Origin of the sequence: Halomonas sp. PGE1 (assembly GCF_013000985.1) — a bacterium.
Classification (GTDB): Bacteria; Pseudomonadota; Gammaproteobacteria; order Pseudomonadales; family Halomonadaceae; genus Halomonas; species Halomonas alkalicola.
This window is the reverse complement of the sequence record NZ_CP053032.1, coordinates 1,516,761-1,538,691: the sequence shown is the minus strand read 5'-3', so window position 1 is coordinate 1,538,691 and position 21,931 is coordinate 1,516,761. Positions and strand designations below refer to the sequence as shown.

Annotated in this window: 21 protein-coding genes; 11 read left to right on the top strand and 10 right to left on the bottom strand. The window is 68.9% G+C overall.

The window, feature by feature from the left end:
* The first annotated feature begins 128 nt into the window (after positions 1-128).
* Complete coding sequence (locus HIR79_RS07250; RefSeq protein WP_169957814.1) at positions 129-566, top strand: GNAT family N-acetyltransferase; 438 nt, start codon at positions 129-131, stop codon at positions 564-566.
* A gap of 327 nt (positions 567-893) precedes the next feature.
* A complete protein-coding gene (locus tag HIR79_RS07245; RefSeq protein WP_169957813.1) occupies positions 894-2,489 on the top strand; it encodes an isocitrate lyase in 1,596 nt (531 codons plus the stop codon).
* Positions 2,490-2,672: 183 nt separating this feature from the next.
* Here the strand turns inward: HIR79_RS07245 and HIR79_RS07240 are convergent, their stop codons facing one another.
* The gene (locus HIR79_RS07240) at positions 2,673-3,155 is read right to left on the bottom strand and encodes an FKBP-type peptidyl-prolyl cis-trans isomerase (protein ID WP_110068238.1); all 483 of its coding nucleotides are present in this window, start codon (positions 3,153-3,155) and stop codon (positions 2,673-2,675) included.
* Positions 3,156-3,413: 258 nt separating this feature from the next.
* Here HIR79_RS07240 and HIR79_RS07235 point away from each other — a divergent pair, with 258 nt between their 5' ends.
* A complete protein-coding gene (locus HIR79_RS07235) occupies positions 3,414-3,695 on the top strand; it encodes a hypothetical protein (RefSeq protein ID WP_110068239.1) in 282 nt (93 codons plus the stop codon).
* A gap of 139 nt (positions 3,696-3,834) precedes the next feature.
* On the opposite strand, the gene HIR79_RS07230 is transcribed toward HIR79_RS07235, so the two are convergent.
* Positions 3,835-4,302 carry an outer membrane lipoprotein gene (locus HIR79_RS07230; protein ID WP_110068240.1) on the bottom strand — a complete coding sequence of 156 codons (468 nt, stop codon included), beginning with the start codon at positions 4,300-4,302 and terminating at the stop codon, positions 3,835-3,837.
* 383 nt (positions 4,303-4,685) lie between these two features.
* Here HIR79_RS07230 and HIR79_RS07225 point away from each other — a divergent pair, with 383 nt between their 5' ends.
* Positions 4,686-4,910, top strand: a complete 225-nt coding sequence (locus HIR79_RS07225; RefSeq protein WP_110068241.1) for a hypothetical protein — start codon at positions 4,686-4,688, stop codon at positions 4,908-4,910.
* A gap of 60 nt (positions 4,911-4,970) precedes the next feature.
* Here HIR79_RS07225 and HIR79_RS07220 read toward each other — a convergent pair whose 3' ends face one another.
* The 3 genes from HIR79_RS07220 to HIR79_RS07210 form a co-directional block, all read right to left on the bottom strand.
* Positions 4,971-6,149 (bottom strand): MFS transporter, encoded by a 1,179-nt coding sequence (locus HIR79_RS07220; RefSeq protein WP_110068242.1) that lies wholly within the window; start codon positions 6,147-6,149, stop codon positions 4,971-4,973.
* A gap of 91 nt (positions 6,150-6,240) precedes the next feature.
* Positions 6,241-6,870: a C40 family peptidase gene (locus HIR79_RS07215; protein WP_169957812.1), complete on the bottom strand. Its 630-nt coding sequence runs from the start codon at positions 6,868-6,870 to the stop codon at positions 6,241-6,243.
* A 220-nt stretch (positions 6,871-7,090) separates the two neighbouring features.
* Entirely contained in the window at positions 7,091-9,556 is a 2,466-nt protein-coding gene (locus tag HIR79_RS07210) for a DUF1266 domain-containing protein (RefSeq protein ID WP_169957811.1), read from the bottom strand.
* Between the two features lie 236 nt (positions 9,557-9,792).
* On the opposite strand from HIR79_RS07210, the gene gabT reads away from it, so the two are divergent.
* Complete coding sequence (gene gabT / locus HIR79_RS07205; protein ID WP_169957810.1) at positions 9,793-11,085, top strand: 4-aminobutyrate--2-oxoglutarate transaminase; 1,293 nt, start codon at positions 9,793-9,795, stop codon at positions 11,083-11,085.
* Between the two features lie 148 nt (positions 11,086-11,233).
* Positions 11,234-11,839 (top strand): hypothetical protein, encoded by a 606-nt coding sequence (locus HIR79_RS07200; RefSeq protein ID WP_169957809.1) that lies wholly within the window; start codon positions 11,234-11,236, stop codon positions 11,837-11,839.
* A 66-nt stretch (positions 11,840-11,905) separates the two neighbouring features.
* Here HIR79_RS07200 and HIR79_RS07195 read toward each other — a convergent pair whose 3' ends face one another.
* Both HIR79_RS07195 and HIR79_RS07190 read right to left on the bottom strand, forming a co-directional pair.
* A complete protein-coding gene (locus tag HIR79_RS07195) occupies positions 11,906-12,148 on the bottom strand; it encodes a GlsB/YeaQ/YmgE family stress response membrane protein (protein WP_110068247.1) in 243 nt (80 codons plus the stop codon).
* Between the two features lie 52 nt (positions 12,149-12,200).
* Complete coding sequence (locus tag HIR79_RS07190) at positions 12,201-12,752, bottom strand: DUF924 family protein (protein ID WP_110068248.1); 552 nt, start codon at positions 12,750-12,752, stop codon at positions 12,201-12,203.
* 83 nt (positions 12,753-12,835) lie between these two features.
* Here HIR79_RS07190 and HIR79_RS07185 point away from each other — a divergent pair, with 83 nt between their 5' ends.
* The 5 genes from HIR79_RS07185 (at position 12,836) to HIR79_RS07165 (ending at position 18,149) form a co-directional block, all read left to right on the top strand.
* The gene (locus tag HIR79_RS07185) at positions 12,836-13,024 is read left to right on the top strand and encodes a hypothetical protein (protein ID WP_110068249.1); all 189 of its coding nucleotides are present in this window, start codon (positions 12,836-12,838) and stop codon (positions 13,022-13,024) included.
* Between the two features lie 20 nt (positions 13,025-13,044).
* Positions 13,045-14,436, top strand: a complete 1,392-nt coding sequence (locus tag HIR79_RS07180; protein ID WP_110068250.1) for a YcjX family GTP-binding protein — start codon at positions 13,045-13,047, stop codon at positions 14,434-14,436.
* Positions 14,437-14,446: 10 nt separating this feature from the next.
* A complete protein-coding gene (locus HIR79_RS07175; RefSeq protein WP_169957808.1) occupies positions 14,447-15,502 on the top strand; it encodes a YcjF family protein in 1,056 nt (351 codons plus the stop codon).
* 91 nt (positions 15,503-15,593) lie between these two features.
* Positions 15,594-16,037 carry a universal stress protein gene (locus tag HIR79_RS07170; RefSeq protein ID WP_110068252.1) on the top strand — a complete coding sequence of 148 codons (444 nt, stop codon included), beginning with the start codon at positions 15,594-15,596 and terminating at the stop codon, positions 16,035-16,037.
* Between the two features lie 171 nt (positions 16,038-16,208).
* Complete coding sequence (locus tag HIR79_RS07165) at positions 16,209-18,149, top strand: exoribonuclease II (protein ID WP_169959506.1); 1,941 nt, start codon at positions 16,209-16,211, stop codon at positions 18,147-18,149.
* A 145-nt stretch (positions 18,150-18,294) separates the two neighbouring features.
* Here HIR79_RS07165 and sucD read toward each other — a convergent pair whose 3' ends face one another.
* The 3 genes from sucD to lpdA all read right to left on the bottom strand — a co-directional run bounded on the left by sucD (position 18,295) and on the right by lpdA (position 21,911).
* The gene (gene sucD, locus HIR79_RS07160; protein WP_110068253.1) at positions 18,295-19,167 is read right to left on the bottom strand and encodes a succinate--CoA ligase subunit alpha; all 873 of its coding nucleotides are present in this window, start codon (positions 19,165-19,167) and stop codon (positions 18,295-18,297) included.
* Positions 19,167-20,333, bottom strand: a complete 1,167-nt coding sequence (gene sucC / locus HIR79_RS07155) for an ADP-forming succinate--CoA ligase subunit beta (protein ID WP_110068254.1) — start codon at positions 20,331-20,333, stop codon at positions 19,167-19,169. Before sucC ends, sucD begins: the two co-directional genes overlap by 1 nt.
* A gap of 138 nt (positions 20,334-20,471) precedes the next feature.
* Entirely contained in the window at positions 20,472-21,911 is a 1,440-nt protein-coding gene (gene lpdA, locus HIR79_RS07150; RefSeq protein ID WP_169957807.1) for a dihydrolipoyl dehydrogenase, read from the bottom strand.
* Positions 21,912-21,931 lie beyond the last annotated feature (20 nt).

Below are 21,931 nucleotides of genomic sequence, written 5' to 3'. Positions count from 1 at the left end.
GGGCGCCAGGGGCAGGCCAAAGAGGAGGTCTTTTGCCAGGGAAGGCAAAAGTAGCTTACAGGGATGTATTTACAGCGCCTCCTCGTAGGCCTGCCGCTGGATCAGCCCCGAGCATGGGAAGGGATAACATGCAAAATGCCAAGCTGGAGATTCGCGAGGGGAGCTGGGAGGCGCTGGGCGCCGAGGCCACCGAGATCCGCCGGATGGTCTTCATCGAGGAGCAGCGCGTCCCCCTCGAGGAGGAGTGGGACGGCCGCGACCCCGAGTGCCGCCACTTCCTCGCCCTGCTGGAGGGGCTCCCGGTGGGCACCGCCCGCCTGCTGCCCGACGCCCATATCGGCCGCGTAGCGGTGCTCGCCAGGGCCCGCGGCTCCGGGATCGGCGCGGCGCTGATGGCGGCGGCCATCGAGGCCGCCCGCCGCGACGGCCACCCCGCCGTGGAGCTCGCCGCCCAGACCCACGCCCTCGCCTTCTACGCACGGCTGGGCTTCATTCCCTTCGGTGACGAATTCCTCGACGCCGGTATCTTGCACCGCAATATGCGCCTTCCGCTGGCCTGTTCCTGAGCCGGCTAACCACCTTTCAAACGAAAATTGACTACACGGGCAGGGCCATTTCGGCCCTGTTTGTAGTCGAGTTACAACGCCTTCTTCCCCAAAGAGCCCATTGTTGAAGCCCATGGCCATGGGCCATAGTGCTTGCCATGGCGGACGACGAAACGACTGTTTGACACCGGCCTTGCGAGCGCCTTCATACATTCGTTTCAAATTCGCCCGGGTTCGACCAAGGCCGCAGAGACAAGCCGCCGGCGATGAACGAACCTGACTCCACTTCGCAGGTGCAGCATAAGCGACACCGGCAAGCCAACGACCAGACCAGGAGAGGATGACACCATGTCATACCAGGACGATATCAAGGCACTGTCCCAGCTGCGTGAAGCCATGCAAGGCAAGTGGGCGGACATCAGCCCCGAGAGCGCCGCCCGCATGCGTGCCCAGAACCGCTTCAAGACTGGCCTGGACATCGCCAAGTACACCGCCAAGATCATGCGGGAAGACATGGCCGCCTACGACGCCGACACCGCCCAGTACACCCAGTCCCTGGGCTGCTGGCACGGCTTCATCGGCCAGCAGAAGCTGATCTCCATCAAGAAGCACTTCGGCACCACCAAGCGTCGCTACCTCTACCTCTCCGGCTGGATGGTCGCCGCCCTGCGCTCCGAGTTCGGCCCGCTGCCCGACCAGTCCATGCACGAGAAGACCGCCGTCTCCGGCCTGATCGGTGAGCTCTACACCTTCCTGCGCCAGGCCGACGCCTGGGAACTGAACCACCTGTTCCGCGCTCTGGAAGAGGCCAACCAGGCCGGCGACAGCGCCAAGGCCGCCGAGCTGGTGAAGCAGATCGACAACCACGAGACCCACGTGGTGCCGATCATCGCCGACATCGATGCCGGTTTCGGCAACGCCGAGGCCACCTACCTGCTGGCCAAGCAGATGATCGAGGCGGGTGCCTGCTGCATCCAGATCGAGAACCAGGTCTCCGACGAGAAGCAGTGCGGCCACCAGGACGGCAAGGTCACCGTGCCCCACGAGGACTTCCTGGCCAAGATCAACGCCGTGCGCTACGCCTTCCTGGAGCTTGGCGTTGACGATGGCGTCATCGTCGCCCGCACCGACTCCCTGGGCGCCGGCCTGACCCAGAAGATCGCCGTGACCAACGAGCCGGGCGACCTGGGCGACCAGTACAACAGCTTCCTCGACGGCGACTACATCGACAGCGCCGACCAGATCGACAACGGCGACGTGGTCATCAAGTCCGAAGGCAAGCTGAAGAAGCTCAAGCGTCTCGCTTCCGGCCTCTTCCAGTTCAAGCCGGGCACCGGCGAGGACCGCGTGGTGCTGGACTGCATCACCAGCCTGCAGAACGGCGCCGACCTGATCTGGATCGAGACCGAGAAGCCCCACGTCGGCCAGATCGCCGGCATGGTCAACCGCATCCGCCAGGCGGTGCCGGACGCCAAGCTGGTCTACAACAACTCGCCCTCCTTCAACTGGACCCTCAACTTCCGCCAGCAGGTGTTCGACGCCTGGGAGAAGGAAGGCAAGGATGTCTCCGCCTACGACCGCGCCAAGCTGATGAGCCCGGAGTACGACGCCACCGAGCTGGCCCAGCTGGCCGACGAGTGGACCCGCAACTTCCAGCGCGACTCCTCTCGCGAGGCGGGCATCTTCCACCACCTGATCACCCTGCCGACCTACCACACGGCGGCTCTCTCCACCGACAACCTGGCCAAGGGCTACTTCGGCGACGAGGGCATGCTGGCCTACGTGGAGGGCGTGCAGCGCCGCGAGATCCGTCAGGGTATCGCCACCGTCAAGCACCAGGACATGGCCGGCTCCAACATCGGAGACGACCACAAGGAGTTCTTCCACGGCGAGGCCGCACTGAAGGCCGGTGGCAAGGACAACACCATGAACCAGTTCGGCTGATACCGGATCGGTTGATCATGGCACTGCGGTAAAACTGGAACTTGGGGGAGGCAGCTGCCTCCCCTTTTTTTGTGCCTGCTCGCCAGGCTTTCGCCGCCGTCGCTAGCGCAAACAGAAGGGGCAGCCCCCAGGCTGCCCCTTCTGTTACGTGCGGCGAGCGCCGCGTCGGCTGTCGGACACCGCTCAGTGCTGGTGACCGCCCTCGCCGTGCACGTGGCCGTGCTCGATCTCTTCCTGGCTGGCCTCACGCACCGAGGCGATCTCGACGGCGAAGTTCAGGGTCTGGCCGGCCAGCGGGTGGTTGCCGTCGACAGTGACGGTGTCACCCTCGACCTTGGTCACGGTGACCATCAGCGGGCCGCCCTGAGTCTGGGCCTGGAACTGCATGCCCGGCTCGATGCCCTCGACGCCCTGGAAGGCATCGCGGGGCACTTCCTGCACCAGCTGCTCCTGCTTCTCGCCATAGCCTTCGGCCGGTGATACCACGGCGTTGAGGGAGTCTCCCGCCTGGCGGCCTTCCAGTTCCTTCTCGAGGCCCGGAATGATGTTGCCGGCGCCATGGAGGTAGGTCAGCGGCTCGCGGCCTTCCGAACTGTCCAGCACCTCACCTGAGTCGTTGGTCAGGGTGTAGTGGAACGCGACAACGGAGTTCTGCGCAATCTGCATTAATGAACCTTTCGGTGAGTGCATGTCCCGGCATGGTAACGCGGCGCGGGGGTGGCTGTCAGGGGCATGGCGGATTTTCAGGATCGCAAACGGCATCCTGAAAGGCGTTCACGCACCCGGCCGGCAGCCGTCAGCCGCCGGTAAATGGCATGCCCTCAGGGTTGACCTATGGACGGTTGCGCCCGAGTGCGGCCGCGGCTAACCTAGCTCGCACCTTTTTGATGACCCGCCTTTCACCCCTTGTCTGGAGATCTGCCCATGATCCAAGTAGTGCTCTGGCTGATCGCTTTCGCAGCGATTCTCTTCCTCACCTTCAAGCGCTGGGACAGCGTGAGTCCGGCGCTGGACCGCGTGCTGCCCTCGCTGCTCAAGAGCCGCGGCGACAATCGCACCCTCTGGGGGCTTTCGCTTGCCATCCTGGGGGCCACCGTCCTGGTGCGCCCGGTGGACATCCTGCTGACCGTGGTGCTGGCCGTGATCATCGGCCTCGTCGGCTGGAAGCTTGCTAGCTGGGCGATGAACAAGGTCGACCTGCACTGAGCCAGCAGCGCTGCCGGAGTGGCAGCGCTTGATCGCCGAATGGCAGAAGGCCCGCGGATCTCTCCGCGGGCCTTCTGCTTTCAGCGCTGCGCTATGCCCGGCCCCGGTTAACCCGTAACCGGGCCAGGCGTCGCGGCGCTCAGTAGGGAGCCACGGTCATGTTGGCACCGCTGCCGATCAGGCGCACGCGCTGGCCGGTCTGGAAACGCTGGTCGGCCTTCTGGACGATCACCACGCGCTGGCCGTCATCGCGACGGATCTCCATCTCCAGGGCGTTGACGCGGTTGGTGGCCTCCTCGATGCGCGAGCCAGCCACGGCGCCACCGATCACACCGGCGGCAGTCGCCAGGTCGCGACCGCTGCCGCCACCTACCTGGCGGCCCAGCAGGCCACCGACCACGGCACCACCGCCGGTGCCGACGATGCCCCCGGCGCGGCTGTCGGCCTGGATCTGCACCTGGCGCACGGCCTCGATGGTGCCGAAGGTCACGGTCTGGGCGGTGCCGGCCTGGCTGCCACGGTAGACGTTGCCGCCCATCGTCGAGGTATTGGCGCAGCCAGCCAGGGTCAGGGCACCGATGGCAAGGATGGGAAGAAGTCGCTTCATGAAAAACCTCCTGAAGAAAGGCTGCCGGTCCCCGTCATGTGGGAGCAGGCTCCGGGACGTCCGGAGAGGAATGGCCAGATTAGTGAACAGTGTTTGCTAACGGGATTCTATGCCAGTCTGTAACGCTTTGACCAGCGCAGGCTATCTATGTGCGGCTCATTCTAGCCCGAAATCGCTCAAGGAATGTGAAAGTCCCCTGCCCGGCCTCCCGGGCGGGGCGGCCATGTAGTCGAGCTACAACCGGGGGTTCACCCAATGATGCATTGCGGCAAAAAAGGGCCTGGACCATAGTGACATCATGGATCAGGAGGGTGTGCCGCCATCCCGACTCCCCGCAGACAGCATTGACCAGCGCCGTGATGACCTGACACGAGGAAGACACCATGAACGCCACCGAACTGAGCGAACAGGCCGAGCGTATCGCCGACAGCTTCAGCAAGCAGGACCTGGCCAGGCTGGTGGTTGCCCTGAAGGGCGACCGACAGTCCCTCCAGCACGCTCTCGAAGTGGTCGACACCCTCGACTCCCGCCTGAGCTGCACCCTGGAAGAGGCCTGGGCCGAAGTCCGCGCCGGCGAGAACCGCGAGGAGACCGCCCACGAGGAGTGACAAGGCGTCACCCATCAGGCCGCTCCCCTCTCTTCGCCCCCTGCCATCGGCAGGGGTTTTTCATGGGCGCTGTCGTCGCCACAGCCAGGCGGCAATCGCCAGGGTGACGCCCAGCACCAACCAGGAGGCCAGCGCGACCCCGGGCCAGGCCCCGACCTGCCAGAAGGGTTCCAGCCAGAAGGCCCCCAGACTGGCGCCGCTGTAGTAGAAGACCAGATAGAGCGCCGAGGCGCTGCCCCTGGCCTGTCCGGCATGGCGTCCCACCCAGCTCGAGGCCATGGCGTGGGCCAGGAAGAAACCAAAGGCGTTGATGGTCAGGCCGAGCACGATCAGCGCCAGCGACCCCGCCAGGGTCACCAGGGTCCCACCCATGAGGATCAGGATGCCCAGCATCATGCAGGCTGGCGGTGTCAGGCGCCGCGCCAGCCGGCCGGAGAGCGATGAGCCCAGGGTGCCCCCCAGATAGGTCAGGAAGACCAGCCCCAGCACGCTCGGCCCCAGCTCGAAGGGCGCCTGGGCCAGGCGGAAGGTCAGGTAGCTGTACTGGTTGATGAAGATCAGGAAGTTGAGCCCGCCCAGCAGGTAGGCGGCCAGCAGCAACGGGTTACGCAGGTGCCCGGCGAGATCTCGCGCTGCGCCGCGCAGCTCGAAACGGCGTGGCACGAAGCCCCTGGCCGCCGGCAGCAGCTTCCAGAACACCACCAGCCCCACCAGTGTGATCACGCCTACCGCCAGGAAGCTGGCGGAACTGCCGGCCACCTCCCCCACGGCCCCGCCCACCAGGCGGCCGCTGATCCCGCCCAGGGAGTTGGCACCGATATAGAGGCCAATCGCCGGCAGCATCGCCGAAGGCTCGAACTCGTCCCCCATCCAGGCGATGGCCACCGCCGGCAGCCCGCCCAGCACGAAGCCCTGCAGCCCGCGCAGCACCAGCAGCACCTCGAAGCTGGGTGCCAGTGACAGACCCAGCGACAGCGCGCCGGCCGCCAGCAGCGTCAGGCGCATGATGGCCGCGCGACCGATGGCGTCCGACAGCGGACCGAAGACCAGCAGCGAGGCCGCCAGGGCAAGGGTCGCGACCGACATCACCAGCCCCACGGCCAGGGTGGAGACCCCATAGGCCTCGCGCAGCTCCGGCAGCAGCGGCTGAGGGGCGTAGAGATTGATGAAGACGAGGAAGGAACCCAGGCTGAGAGCCAGGGTAGCGCGCCACCAGGCACGGGTTCGAATCTGGATCATGGCGTGAACGCCTGCGGTCATGGGAGCAGCGGGCCGGCGGGCCGGCCCACGGGCGGCGACGGTCGCCGGCTCGCCGCGACCGCGGCGCGATTCAGCCCTGGTCGCCGACCATCACACGCTGGGCCAGGGTGGTGGGCTCCAGGGTGCGACGGGCCTGCCAGTAGTAGCGCTGCCAGTAGCGGTTGTCGAGCTCGGAGATCATCACCCCCCGGGAGGTGGAGGCATGCAGAAAGCGCCCCTCGCCCAGGTAGATGCCGACGTGGTCATAGCGGCCCGGCGGGCGGAAGAAGACCAGGTCGCCGGGTACCAGTTCGCTGCGTTCGACCGGCGCCCCCTGGTGGACCTGCTCGCCGGTGGTGCGCGGCAGGGAGACGCGGAAGGTCTCCTCGAAGACGCTCTGCACCAGCGCCGAGCAGTCGATCCCGCTGGAGGAGGTGCCGCCAATGCGGTAGGGCGTACCGACCCAGCGTTCATGCTGGGCCAGCAGCGCCTGCTGGATCAGGGCGGGCGGGGGATTGCCGAGGGCGCGCGCCTCCAGAATCGGATTGTCCACCGGCGACATGGCCAGCCCCCAGTCGCCGGATATCCCGGGCAGCTGACGGGCGAAGTAGGGCTCCTCGGCGTCGCGGGAGGCGACATCGCGAGGAGCGGAGGCACAGCCGGCCAGCAGGGCCAGCGACACGACAACACACAGGGCTCGGCACGACGAGGTGACGTCCATTCCAGCGGTGACCTCTGACCGGAGCCGCGCCCCGGCGGCGCCGGCGGGCGCCAGCCTTCGGGGGAGTCATCGCTGTGGCAGTGGTGCCGGCAACCGGTATCACTGCCAGAGCGGCCTGTCGGCGGCTCACTGTGGAACACGGCTCCCGACAGGTGGAGCCTTGTTTAGACTCGCCGACTATAAACCAGCCCCGAGCGGGTGGCGAGCCCTGAAAGCGCTCTCAGTGCAGGGTGCGCGAATCACCCGGCAGGGTGTCGATATGCATCGGCGCCCAGTGGCGCGGGCGTGCCCCGGGAAACTCCAGGCTTGCCCAGGGCCCGGCCAGGGGCGGGGCCGCGGACAGCCAGGCCACCAGGGCCTGCCGAAAGCCGGCAACGAAGCTCTCCCGCTCCGGGGTCTCGCCCATGAAGAAGGAGAAGCCGGCGTAGAGCCCGCGAGCATAGGCCTCCCACCCCGAGTAGTGGGCTGCCGCCAGGCCATGGGCACGCTCCAGCACCGCCACGAAGGCGCGCTCCTCCAGCCAGCCCAGCTGGCGTGCGGCGATGGCCAGATCCACCGCCTGAGCCACGTCCCAGGCGGCCATGTCGGTCTCGTTGCAGCCGTCCTCGTTGTCCCGCACCCGCTGCAGGCGCAGCAGGTGGGTGCGCTCCTCGTCGCTGCACTCGCCGGACTCCAGGGTAGCGATCTCGGAGCCGAGCCGGGCGGCGTTCAGGGTGTAGGGCGCGTAGTTGATCAGATACTCCTGACGGTCGCCGGACTCGAGCAGGAACTCCAGGAACTCGCCCAGCTCCTCGGCCCCCTGGAGCCCGTAATGGCCATCGATCCACTCGCGGATCGATACGCGCTCACGCTCGCTTTCCGGGTGGGGCAGGCTCCAGGCCGGGCTGTTGAGCGGCCCCACCAGTGCCATGGCGGTGAACAGGTTCAGGCTGGGACGCGGCCCCGGCTCCTGCCATTCGCCGGCACGCCAGTCGAGCCAGTGAAACAGGCTGCCGGGGTCCTCCTCATGCCAGCGGATCTCGACCACCAACGAAGGCTGCTCCTCCTCCGGCAGCAGTCCCTCCCAGGTCGCCCAGGCCTCCAGCAGGCGGCGGGGGTCCGGATAGAAGCGGCACAGCGAGGCGCGCAGGGCATCGGCCAGCGCCGCCAGCCCCTCGGCGTCGAAGGCCTCGCAGTCCATGGCCATCTGCAGATAGAAGGCGTACTTCTCGGCCATGTGGATGGTGGCCGCATGACGGCTGCCGCGGCGCAGCGCATCGCGGCTTGCCAGCCCCGCCGGGTCGGCGTGGCCAAAGGAGGTCTCCGCCGGCGGCAGGGCGCCATGGGCCGCATCGGCGGCCAGCTGGTTGAGGTGGTGCGCCTGGGCCGGCAGCCAGTAGCGGGAGAGCGCCGAGATGCCCTCGTCGGGGTGCAGGTCGAGGGTCTCGGCCAGGTACTGGAGGGCGTCGTCACGGCGCGCCGTCGACACCGGCCCGGCGGGCCCCTGGCGCGCCGCCAGCTCGGGCTCGCGCACCGCGGCCAGGGCCAGCACCCAGTGTCGGGGATCGGCCCGCCAGGCCCGAATGGCCTGCCGGGAGCGCTCCAGCGACTCCTGGCCCACGAGCCCCTGCAGGGCCGGGCGCCAGGGACTGACCGGCGACTGCAGCAGCAGCCGCCAGTCGGCCTCGAAGGTGCTCAGCAGGTTGCGCCCCTCGAAGAGGCTCCTGCCGCGCTGATAGGCCCGGGCCAGGGCCGCCCAGTCGCTGTAGCGATGCATCACCAGGTCGGCGCCGTGAAGCGCGAAGTCGGCGGCCTCCCGGCCGCTGAGCCAGCCCATGCAGGCCCCGGCCCAGGCCAGGTCGATCAGCCGCAGCCAGTCCCAGGCCGCCCACTCCAGGGGCTCGCCGTGCTCGATGAACTCGAGCAGCACCCGGCCATAGCGCTGATCCTCCTCCTCGAGCTTGTGAAGCCAGGCATAGCGGCTCGCCGGATCGCTCTCCAGCAGCCGCGTGGCGTCCAGGTCCCAGCCCTGACGATCGCCCTGCCCGCCCAGCCACAGCAGGGAACGGATCAGGTCGTCACGGTGGTGGATCTGCCACGCCTCGCCCAGCCAGCCGGCCAGGCCCGACCAGTCCTCCTCGATGGCGGGCACGCTTATCACCGGCGCGAAGCCGGCGCGCAGACGCCACACCTGTGCCTCCTCCTCGACGGGCCACAGCGGCGGCAGCGTATCGTGGATCGCCAGCCACTCGCCGAGACGCTCCCAGGTGATGCCATCGCCATCGTGCTCGAGGGCAGCCAGCGCCTCGCAGGCCTCGAAGAAGCCGTCATCGCCGCGCACCCATCCCTCGGCGCTGCGCGCCCGACGCAGTGCAGAAAGCCAGGCATCCAGGTCCCGGTGATGGGCGCTGATCTCGGCGGCCAGACGATGGGCCCAGGCGCGCCCGGCCCGCTCGTCCAGCCAGCCCGCGGCACCGGCCAGGGCGACCAGCTCCAGGGCCGCCAGCAGGCGAGCCGGGTCGGCCATGCTGCCGCCCACGCCGAAGGACTCCACCAGGCGCCAGCCGAGCTCGCCGCGGTCCGCCACGCCCAGCCCGTGCAGGCGCATCAGGGCGGCCTGAGGTTCCACGCTCAGCGGGTCGGGGTCGAAGGCCCAGTCACACAGCACCAGCTGCTGGGCCCACCAGGCATTCAGCGGATCGATCAAGGCTCACCTCGGCATCAGTCAGAAGGACGGCAGCGGCCGCCAGCGTATTGCGGCGCCATAGTGTAGCGGAAAGCGCCGCCGGCGCCGATGGGTCGACGCGCGCCTTCTGCCGGTTCCGGTTCCGCTGCTGCCCCCGAGCGCCCTGCCCTTGCGCGCCCCGGCAAACCTGGCAGAGTGAACTAGACTGTGGGAGCGCGGACCGCTCTCGCCCCCCTTATTCTGCCACCGGAGGCATCATGACCAACGCGGAACTCAACGACCTGAAGAAGCGCTATGTCGCCAACGGCGCGGCCAGCCCCGCCACCCAGTTCGCCGATCGCACCGAGAACGCCGTGATCTGGGATGCCGATGGCAACCGCATCATCGACTTCGCCGGCGGCATCGGCGTACTCAACATCGGTCACCGCCACCCCAAGGTGGTCGAGGCCGTCAAGGCGCAGCTCGACCGCGTGATGCACACCTGCCAGACCGTGATGCCCTACGAGGGCTACGTGAAGGTGGCCGAGAAACTCAGCCAGATCACCCCGGTGCGCGGCCACGCCAAGGTGATGCTGGCCAACTCCGGGGCCGAGGCCCTCGAGAACGCCGTCAAGATCGCCCGCGCCGCCACCGGCAAGAACAACGTGATCTGCTTCGACGGCGGCTACCACGGCCGCACCTTCATGACCATGGCCATGAACGGCAAGGTCGCCCCCTACGCCGCCGACTTCGGCAGCATGCCGGGCAACGTCTTCCGCGCCCCCTACCCGGTGCCCTACCACGGCGTCAGCGAGGACGAGGCCCTGCGCGGCCTCAAGATGGCGCTGAAGACCGACGCCAACCCCCGCGATACCGCAGCCATCGTGCTGGAGCCGGTGCTCGGCGAAGGCGGCTTCTACCCCGCCCCGGCCAGCTTCCTCAAGGCGGTGCGCGAGATCTGCGACGAGCACGGCATGCTGATGATCGTCGACGAGGTGCAGTCAGGCTTCGGCCGCACCGGCAAGATGTTCGCCATCGAGCACAGCGGCGTCGAGCCGGATCTGATCACCATGGCCAAGAGCATGGCGGCCGGCATGCCGATCTCCGCCGTGGTAGGCACCGACGTGCACATGGACGCCTCCGGCCCCAACTCCCTGGGCGGCACCTACACCGGCAGCCCGGTCTCCTGTGCGGCCGTGCTGGCGGTGCTCGAGGTGTTCGAGGAGGAGAACATCCTCGCCAGGAGCCAGGCCTTGGGCGAGAAGCTGGGCAAGCGCTTCGCCAAGTGGCAGCAGGCCTTCGACTGCGTGGACAACGGCCGCCACCTGGGCGCCATGGCGGCCATCGACCTCGTTTCCGACAGGGCCAACCACACCCCGGACGCCGACCTGGCCGCGGCGCTGTGCAAGCGCGCCCGCGAGAAGGGGCTGGTGCTGCTCTCCTGCGGCCTCTACGGCAATACCATCCGCTTCCTGATGCCCGTCACCATCGAGGACGAGGTGCTGGAGGAGGGCCTGGCCATCGTCGAGGCCTCCCTCAAGGAGCTGGTGGGCCAGCCCACCACCGCCTGACCCGCCGCCTCGCGTCCAGCGGCTCACCGCCCGGCTCTGCGCCGGGCGGCTTGTCTTGGGGGGCTTGTGTTGGGGGGCTTGCGTTGGGGGGCCTTGTCATCGCCGGGCGCAGCCGGGAAGATGACGGCGTCCACCGCGAGGCCATCCCGTGATACTGCGAACCCTCTCCCTGCTACGCTCCCTGCAGGGTGCCAGCCACACCGCCCAGGAGGCCCAGGCCACCGTGCAGCAGGCCTGCGACTACCGCTGGCTGCGCGGGGAGCTTCACCACGGCGCCATCACCGAGCCGTCCACCGCCCTGGCCGACGGCACCCCCGGGGTCACCATCACCCTGGCCTACCCTGCCACCCGGGCGCGCCTGGCCGGCGGCCGCTGGCCCGAGACTCCCGAGGAGCGCGAGCGCTGCTTCGTGGAGGGGGCCCACGCCTGTCGGGCCGCGGGCGCCCCCGCCTATCGCACCCTGGAGAGCCTCTCCCGGGGGCTGGCCGAGGGTGCCGCCTCGGTGCTCACCGATGCCGCCCGCCTGCAGTACCTTCTCCAGCAGCGCGCCCTGCGCCTCGCCTGGCGGCGACCGGAGGCCCTGCCCCCGGCCCTGGCCCGGCGCCTGGGCTCGGGGGAGCCCGCCGCCGACGGGGTCTTCCTGCTGGCGCTGAGCGTGCCGGCCCGGCGCGAGGAGGTGGTGCTGAACGGCGCCTGGCTCGACCGCACCCTGGACCGCTATCGGCGCATCCTGCCCCGCCCCGCAGGACGCTGAGCCGCCGCCAGAGACGACGACGCCCGGCCGGAGCCGGGCGCCAGGCAGGCATCATGGCAGCGGGGGTCAGGCCTTCCTGACCTTCGAGATCACCCACAGCAGCACCACGGCCCCGACGATGGCGGTGACCAGCGAGCCGACGAAGCCCCCGGCCTGCAGCCCCAGCAGGCTGAACAGGAAGCCGCCGATCACCGCGCCCACCACGCCGACGCCGATATTGCCGAGGATGCCGAAGCCGCCTCCGCGCATGATGTGACCGGCGATCCACCCCGCCAGCCCGCCGATGATCAACCAGGCAATCAGTCCCATATCGCTCTCCTTGCAGTGTGTCGTGTTGAATCCAGGACAGCCCGAGCGGCGCTCAGAATGACGAGCCGGGCTGGTCGAGGAAGGCCAGCTCCTCCGGCGTGGAGGGGCGACCCAGTATCGCGTTGCGGTGCGGGTAGCGGCCGAAGCGCAGGATGATGTCGCGATGGCGATGCTCGAAGTGCAGCTGCTCCTCCAGGCCCGGCTGGTCGAAGAGCCCCAGGGCCTCGTCATGAATGGCCAGGGACTCACTGTGCATCCAGGGCATATAGAGAAAGGCGCGCCAGGGCACCTCCAGGCGGTGATCGATGCCGCTGGCCACGGCCTCCTGGGCCAGCACCAGCGCCACCGGGTCCCGGGCGAAGGCCAGCGGGGTGTCCCGATGAATGTTGCGCGAGAACTGATCGAGCACGATCACCTCGGCCAGGCGCCCCCGGGCCGAGAGCCGCCACGACCACAGCTCGCCGCGCCCCGCCGCCGCCAGCAGCTCGCCGAAGCGCGCCGCGATCTCGCCATCCAGCTCGGGATCCTTGCGAAACCACTGGGCCGGCGTGAGTTCGTCGAACCAGAAGCGAATCACCGCCTCGGTATCCGGTAACCTGGCCATGCGCGTCCTCCTGGTCGGTCCTGCGGAGATACCCCGACACCTGATACCATTCCCCACACTGCACGGCAACCCGAGGAACACGCATGTCGCCCCAGCATTTCATGGAGATGGCCTCCTTCACCCTCAACCTGGTGGGCATGCTGGTCTGCATCGGCGGCCTGACCCTGGCCCACCGCACCCGACATCGAGTGCCCGGCTACCTGCTGGCCGGCGCGGGCTTCGTGATCGCCGCGAGCCCACTGCTCTACACCATGTTTGCCGGCCCCCGCTGAGCCCCGAGGAGGCCCTGCCCATGCGCCAGCCCCTGGCTCGCGAGCTCCATGACCTGATCGAGCGCGGCCGCGACCGCCAGCTGCGCCTGGCGGTGACCGGCCTCTCCCGCTCCGGCAAGACCGCCTTCCTCACCTCACTGGTCAACCAGCTTCGCCATGTCGGCCTGGAGGCCAGGCTCGACCTGCTGCCGGCGGCCCGCCAGGGGCGGCTGCTGGGGGCCCGGCGGGTCAACCAGCAGGACCTGGGCGTCCCGCGCTTCCCCTACGACCAGGCCATGGCGGCACTGGCCGAGACGCCGCCGCGCTGGCCGGAGCCCACCCGCGGCATCAGCGAGCTGCGCCTGGTGCTGCGCTATCGCCCGGCGAAGCGTGGCTGGCTCGGCGGCGAATCCCGCCAGCTCACCCTGGACCTCTTCGACTACCCCGGCGAATGGCTGCTCGACCTGCCGCTGCTGGCCCATGACTACCCCAGCTGGTGCCGCCGCCAGCAGGCCCTCGCGGGGGAGCAGCGCCGCGCCCACTTCGCCGCCTGGCACGCGGCCGTGGAGTCGCTCGACCCCACCGCCGAGGCCGACGAGGCGCGCCTGGCCGAGATCGCCGAGCACTATGCCGAGGGGCTGCGCGCCGCCCGGGAGGCGGGGTTCGCCGACCTGCAGCCGGGGCGCTTCCTGCTGCCGGGGGATCTCGCCGGCGCCCCGGTGCTGCAGTTCTTCCCGCTGCCCGGCGTGGCCGAGGCGGACCCCGCCGCGCTCGCCACCCTGCCGCCCGAGAGCAACTACGCCACCCTGGCGCGGCGCTTCGCGTACTACCAGCAGCACATCGTGAAGCCCTTCTACCGCGACCACTTTCGCCGCTTCGATCGCCAGATCGTGCTGGTGGACCTGCTCGGTGCGCTGAATGCCGGCCCGGAGCGCTTCCAGGACCTCTCCCGGGCACTCGCCAACCTGATGCAGAGCTTCGATTACGGCAAGCGCAGCCTGCTCTCGCGGCTCTTCGCGCCGCGCATCGACCGCCTGGCCATCGCCGCCACCAAGGCCGACCACGTCACCCCGGAGCAGCACCCCCGCCTGGTGGCGCTGCTCGAGGCGCTGCTGGCCGAGCCCCTGAAGGACCTGCGTTTCGCCAGCGTGCCGGTCCGTGCCCTGTCCCTTGCCGCCATCCGCGCCAGCGAGGCTCGCGAGGTGGAGCATCGCGGCCAGCGCACCCCCGCCCTGCGCGGCACCGGGCTCGACGGCGAAGCGCTGCTGCTCTATCCCGGCGAGGTGCCGGAACGCCTGCCCGATGACGCCTTCTGGGCGCGCCAGGGGTTCGCCTATCCGGCCTTTCGGCCGCTGCCCCTGGAGGGCGGTGCCCTGCCCCATATCCGCATGGATGCCGCCCTGGACTGGCTGATCGGAGACAAGCTGTCATGAGCGAGCCGACATGAACGAACCCCGCGACCCACGACCGGGCCAGCGCTTCTCCCCCGAACCCAACGACCCCGCCGAGGCCCCCACGGCCCGCGACCCGCGCCCCGCCACGGCCTTCGCCACCGACCTGGAGAGCCGCCCGCTGGCCGAGGCGCCAGCGGACGCCGGCGAGCGCGCCCTGGAGACGAGCCTGGCCCGGCCACGCAGGCGACGCTGGGGCCTGCTCGCCCTGCTCGGCGGCACGCTTGGGCTCGGCGCCGTGGAGGCCGGCACGACCCTCTACGCCGCCGGCCTCGGCGGCAACTGGCTGGCCGGCGCCTGGAGCGGGCTGCTGCTGCTGGCCCTGGCCCTGGGAGGCTCTGCGCTGGGGCGCGAGCTGTGGCGGCTGCGCCGGCTGCGCCGCCATGACCGGCTGCGCGACCGTCTCACCGCCCTGCCCGAGTCGACGCCCCGCGAGGCCCTGGCCACCGCCGAGGCGCTGCGTCATGCCCTGGCCCTGGAGGACGACCACCCCCACTGGCAGGGCTTCCTGGCGGCCCGCCAGGCCCACCACGACGGCCGGGACATCCAGCTGCTGCTCGACCACCATCTGCTGGCCCCCCGCGACCGCGAGGCGAGCCGGCTCGTATCACGGATGTCCGGCGAGACGGCGATCATGGTGGCGGTCAGCCCCTTGACCCTGGTGGACATGGCGCTGGTGGCCTGGCGCAGCCTGGCGATGATCGACCGCCTGTGCCGTCTCTATGGCCTGGAGCTTAGCTATGCGGGGCGGATCCGGCTGCTGCGCGCGGTGCTCCACCAGATGGCCTTCGCCGGCGCCACCGAGATGGCCAGCGACGCCGGCATGGAACTGCTGTCGATGAACCTGGCCGGGCGACTCTCCACCCGTGCCGCCCAGGGCATGGGCGTGGGGCTGCTCGGCGCCCGGCTGGGGCTGCGCACCCAGCGGCTCACGCGACCGCTGCCCTTCGCGGAGAACGCGACCCCTCGCCTGGGCGATCTGCGCCGCGAGCTGTGGCAGCAGCTGCGCCGGCTGGAGAGCCGCGAGTCACCGGACGAGCGGCGCTGAGCCTCGGCCACCTTGACCGGGATCATGACAGCGTGGCCCCGAAGCGCTACGATCAAGGCATCGTCCATCCAACCGAGCAAGGAAGTCCGCTATGTTCAAGTCCATCCTGGTGCCCGTCGACGGTTCCGAGCACGCCAAGAAGGCCCTCTCCGTGGCCTGCCAGCTCGCCCGCCAGGAAGAGGGCTGCACCCTGCACCTGGTGCATATCCCGGAAGAGCTTGCCCACGAGACCACCCTGGTGTGGGGCATCGGCGCCATCGCCATCGAGGCCAGCCGCGAGGAGCGCCAGGAGGCCGGCAAGCAGGTAATGGACCGCGCCGCCGAGGCCGCCCGCGAGCAGGGCGCCACCAACATCGAGACCGTGATCGGCCAGGGCGACCCGGCCCGTACCATCCTCAGCGAAGCGCGCCGTCGCGGCGTCGACGCCATCGTCATGGGCAGCCGCGGCCTGAGCAACCTGCAAGGCTTCGTGGTCGGCAGCGTCTCCCACAAGGTGGCCCATACCGCCGACTGCACCGTCATCACCGTGCGCTGAGCCCGCGGCCAACCGCAACGACGACGGCGCCTGAGGGCGCCGTCTGCGTTCCGGTCGGGAGGCGGGCGCCGGCTCAAGTGACTGATTCCCCTCGTCCGGGCTGTCCCGCGTTTGGCGCGCGCCCCGGGAGTCCGTATAGTGGCCCCCTACCCCCGCCACACGTTCGTGATCATGCTGCAGAACAACGCCCTGCTTGCCCAGCTCAAGCAACAGATTCGCTCCAGCACCCCCCGGGTCGAGGGAGTGATCAAGGCCACCCAGAAGGGCTTCGGCTTCCTCGAGACCGACGAGGGCGAGTCCTACTTCGTGCCGCCCCCCGCCATGAAGCTGGTCCTCCACGGCGATCGGGTCGGCGCCGTGCTGCATGAGGAAGGCGACAAGAAGCGCGTCGAACCCGACACCCTGATCGAACAGGGACTCGACCGCTTCATCGCCCGGGTCCAGAAGGCCGAGGGCCGCCTGGCCGTGGTGCCCGACCACCCCTCCATCAACAACGCCCTCAAGGCGCGCATCAAGCGCAGCCTGGACGAAGCCACCATCGGCGACGCCGACTGGGTCGTCGCCCGTCTGGTCCGTCACCCCCTCAAGGCCGACGACCGCGGTTTCTTCGCCCAGATCGACGAGCTGGTGGCCAAGGCCGACGACCCCGCCGTGCCCTGGCGCGTCACCCTGGCCCGCCACGCCCTGGAGCAGGAGTGCCCGGATGCCGGTGACGACTGGCCGCTGCGCGACGAGGGCCTGGCTCGCGAGGACCTCACCGCCGAGCCCTTCTTCACCATCGACGGCGAGAAGACCCGCGACATGGACGATGCCCTGCGCATCGTGCCCCGCGAGGAGGGCGGCTGGGCGCTGACCGTGGCCATCGCCGACCCCACCGCCTATGTGGAAGAGGGTCACGCGGCGGACCTGGAGGCACGCACCCGCGCCTTCACCGTCTACCTGCCGGGCCAGAACGTCACCATGCTGCCAGAGCAGCTGGCCGACGACCTCTGCTCGCTGTGGGAAGGCAAGGAGCGCCCGGTGCTGGCCTGCACCCTGAACGTGGAGGCCGACGGCAGCCTGGGCGACTATCGCTTCTTCGCCGCCACCGCGACCTCCCGAGCCAAGCTGGCCTATGACCGCGTCTCCGACTGGCTTGAGGGCCAGGGCGACTGGGCCCCGGCCGACGAGATCGCCGAGCAGCTCAAGGCCCTGCGCGACCTCACCGAGGCCCGCAGCGCCTGGCGCGCCGCCCACGCCCTGGTGTTCAAGGACCGTCCCGACTACGTCTTCGACCTGGACGAGGCCGGCAACGTGCTGGACGTGCGCACCGAGGAGCGGCGCATCGCCAACCGCATGATCGAGGAGTCGATGATCGCGGCCAACGCCTGCTGTGCCGACCTGCTGGCCGAGCACGTGGGCCACGGCATCTTCAACGTGCACCGCGCCTTCGAGGACGACAAGGCCGAGGCGGCCCGCGACTTCCTGGCCAGCCAGGAGATCGAGGTGGCACTGGAGGCCCTGACCGAACTGCCCCGCTACAAGGAGCTCAAGCGCGAGCTCGAGGGGCGCGACGACGCCTGGCTCGACGCCCGCCTGCGCCGCTTCCAGGGCTTCACCAGCATGTCGGCGAAGCCGGGTCCGCACTTCGGCCTGGGGCTTGCCGCCTACGCCACCTGGACCTCGCCGATCCGCAAGTATGGCGACATGGTCAACCACCGCCTGATCAAGCGGGTGCTCAAGGGCGAGCAGGCCCCCGCCGAGGCGAGCCTGGCGCTCACCGAGCAGCTCACCGAGCGCCGCCGGCTCAACCGCATGGCCGAGCGCGACGTCAAGGACTGGCTCTATGTGCGCTACCTGACCCCGGCCGCCGAGGCCCAGGAGAGCTTCGACGCCGAGATCATCGCCATCAACCGCGGCGGCATGCGCGTGCGCCTCACCGCCAATGGCGCCACCGCCTTCGTGCCGGCACCGATGATCCACAGCGATCGCGACAAGGTGGCCATCGACGACAAGGAGGGGCGTATCCAGGTGGAGAGCGAGGAGCGCTTCAAGCTGGGCGACCATATCCGCGTGGCCCTGCTGGAGGCCCGCGAGGAGACCCGCTCGCTGGTGGCGCGTCCCGCCGACTGAGACCCAGGCCCTCGCGGCCCAGCAGCAGTGAACAGCACGGCGGCCAACTGGCCGCCGTGTGGCTGTCCGGACCCGGTAGCGCACATCTTCCCACACAAAAGGGCGCCCGAAGGCGCCCTTTTGATCTTCCCGAGGAAAGCGTGGCTTACCAGCCGGTCACTTCCTTCAGGGCATCGCCGATCTGCGCCAGGGAGCGCACGGTCTTGACGCCGGCGTCCTCGAGGGCGGCGAACTTCTCGTCCGCGGTGCCCTTGCCGCCGGAGATGATCGCACCGGCGTGGCCCATGCGCTTGCCCGGAGGGGCGGTCACACCGGCGATGTAGGAGACCACCGGCTTGGTGACGTTGGCCTTGATGTAGGCCGCCGCCTCTTCCTCGGCGGTGCCGCCGATCTCGCCGATCATCACGATCGCCTCGGTGGCCGGATCCTTCTCGAACATCTCGAGGATGTCGATGAAGTTGGAGCCCGGGATCGGGTCGCCACCGATGCCCACGCAGGTGGACTGGCCGAAGCCGTAGTCGGTGGTCTGCTTGACGGCTTCATAGGTCAGGGTGCCGGAGCGCGACACGATACCGACCTTGCCCGGCTTGTGGATGTGACCCGGCATGATGCCGATCTTGGACTCGCCGGGAGTGATCACGCCCGGGCAGTTCGGGCCGATCAGGCGCACGCCCAACTCGTCGCACTTCACCTTGACGTCGAGCATGTCGAGGGTGGGGATGCCCTCAGTGATGCAGACGATCAGCTTGATGCCGGCGTTGGCGGCCTCGAGGATGGAGTCCTTGCAGAACGGGGCCGGCACGTAGATCACGCTGGCCTCGGCGCCGGTCTTCTCCACGGCTTCCTTGACGGTGTTGAACACCGGCAGGCCCAGGTGCTCCTGGCCACCCTTGCCCGGGGTCACGCCGCCGACCATCTGGGTACCGTAGGCAATCGCCTGCTCGGAGTGGAAGGTCCCCTGGCCGCCGGTGAAGCCCTGGCAGATGACCTTGGTGTTCTTGTCGATCAGGATACTCATTACTTGCCCTCCGCTGCCTTGACGACCTGCTCTGCCGCATCGGTCAGGCTGGTAGCAGCGATGATGTTCAGACCACTGGAGGCCAGCTTCTCGGCGCCCAGCTCGGCGTTGGTGCCTTCCAGGCGCACCACGACCGGCACGTTGACGCCGACCTGCTCGACGGCACCGATGATGCCCTCGGCGATCATGTCGCAGCGCACGATACCGCCGAAGATGTTGACCAGCACGGCCTTCACATTATCGTCGGAGAGGATCAGCTTGAACGCTTCGGCCACGCGCTCCTTGGTGGCACCGCCGCCCACGTCCAGGAAGTTGGCCGGGGAGCCGCCGTGCAGGTTGACGATGTCCATGGTGCCCATGGCCAGGCCGGCGCCGTTCACCATGCAGCCGATGTTGCCATCCAGCGCCACATAGTTGAGTTCCCATGCGGCCGCCTCGGCCTCGCGAGCGTCCTCCTGGGAGGGGTCGCGCATCGCCTGCAGGTCCGGATGACGGTAGAGGGCGTTGCTGTCCAGATTGAGCTTGGCGTCGAGGCAGTGGAGGTTGCCTTCGTCGGTGATCACCAGGGGGTTGATCTCCAGCAGCGCCAGATCCTTGTCGTGGAACAGCTTGGAGAGGCCCAGGAAGATCTTGGTGAACTGCTTCACCTGGTCCCCCTTGAGGCCCAGGGCGAAGGCCAGCTCGCGCGCCTGGTAGGGCTGAGCGCCCACCAGCGGATCGATCTCGGCCTTGAGGATCTTCTCGGGAGTCTCCTCGGCGACCTTCTCGATCTCGACACCGCCCTCGGTGGAGGCCATGAAGACCACGCGGCGGGTGGCACGGTCAACGACGGCGCCCAGGTAAAGCTCCTCGGCGATGTCGGTGCAGTTCTCGACCAGGATCTTGGCGACCGGCTGACCGTTGGCGTCGGTCTGGTAGGTCACCAGGTTCTTGCCCAGCCACTGCTCGGCGAAGGCCTTGGCCTCCTCCGGGCTCTTGATCAGCTTGACGCCGCCGGCCTTGCCGCGGCCACCGGCGTGGACCTGGGCCTTGACGACCCACATGTCGCCACCGATCTTCTTGCAGGCTTCTGCGGCTTCTTCGGGGGTGTCGACGGCGAAGCCCTTGGACACCGGCAGACCGTAGTCGGCAAACAGCTGTTTGCCCTGATACTCGTGAAGGTTCATCGATTCATGCCATTGGTTGCATGTGACTCGAACGGTGGTCCGGCTTCGCCTCGGGCGGACGTCTCGGACCACCACCGTCCCTGCCGATACATGGTCGGAAGGGGCGCGCCGCCCGATGGGCGGCGCTCGTTGTGCGGCTTACTTGCGCTTCTTGCGATTGGCCATGTGGATGGCGTGGCCATCCACCGCCAGGGCGGCCTCGTGCACGGCTTCCGACATGGTCGGGTGCGCGTAGCAGGTCAGCGCCAGGTCCTCGGCGCTGGAGCCGAACTCCAGCGCGATGACGCCCTGGGCGATCATCTCGCCGGCGTGCTGGCCGACGATGTGCATGCCCAGCACGCGGTCGGTCTCGGCGTCGGCGACGATCTTGGCCTGCCCCTCGGTGGCGTTGTTGGCCATGGCGCGGCCGCTGGCGGCAAACGGGAAGCTGCCAACCTTGACCTCGATGCCCTTGGCCTTGGCCTCCTGCTCGGTCAGGCCGACCCAGGCCACCTCGGGGAAGGTGTAGATGACGTTGGGGATGGCATCGTAGTTCATCTCGGCCTTGTGGCCGGCGATGATGTCCGCGACCATCACGCCCTCTTCGGAGGCCTTGTGGGCCAGCATCGGGCCGCGCACGCAGTCGCCGATGGCGTAGACGCCCGGCACGCTGGTGCGGCACTGGTCGTCGACGTGGATGAAGCCACGCTCGTCGAGGTCGACGCCGACACCATCGGCCACGACACCCTGGGTATAGGGCTTGCGGCCCACGCAGACGATCAGCTTGTCGAAGGTCATCTCCTGGTCGCCATCGCCGTCGGTGTACTTGACGATGACTTCCTGGCCCTTGACCTCGGAGCCGGTGACCCGCGCGCCCAGCTTGATGTCCAAGCCCTGCTTCTTGAGCAGCTTCTGGGTCTCCTTGGCGATGGCGGCGTCCACCATCGGCAGGAAGCTGTCCATGGCCTCGAGCACGGTGACCTCGGAGCCCAGGCGGTTCCACACGCTGCCGAGCTCCAGGCCGATGACGCCGGCGCCGATCACGCCCAGGCGCTTGGGCGTCTCGGTGAACTCGAGCGCGCCGGTGGAATCGACGATCAGGCCCTCGGTCAGCGGGGTCGGCGGGATCTCCACCGGCACGGAGCCCGCGGCGATCACGATGTTGTCCGCCTCATAGGTGGTCGCCTTGCCGTCGAGGTCGGTGACCTCGACCTGCTTCGCGCCCACCACCTTGCCGGTGCCCTCGATGCCGGTCACGCCGTTGGCCTTGAACAGGCCGGCGATGCCACCGGTGAGGTTCTTAACGATGGTGTCCTTGCGGGCGATCATCTTCTTGACGTCCATCTGGACGTCACCGGTCTGGATCCCCATGCCGGCGAAGTCGTGCTTGGCCTCGACGAACTTGTGGGAGGCCTCGAGCAGCGCCTTGGAGGGAATGCAGCCCACGTTGAGGCAGGTCCCGCCGAACACCACCTTGCCTTCCTTGCCGATCCACTTCTCGACGCAGGCGGTCTTCAGGCCCATCTGGGCGGCGCGGATGGCGGCCACGTAGCCGCCGGGGCCCGCACCGATCACGATCACATCAAACTTGTCAGCCATGTTGGCTCCCCTTGCGTGTC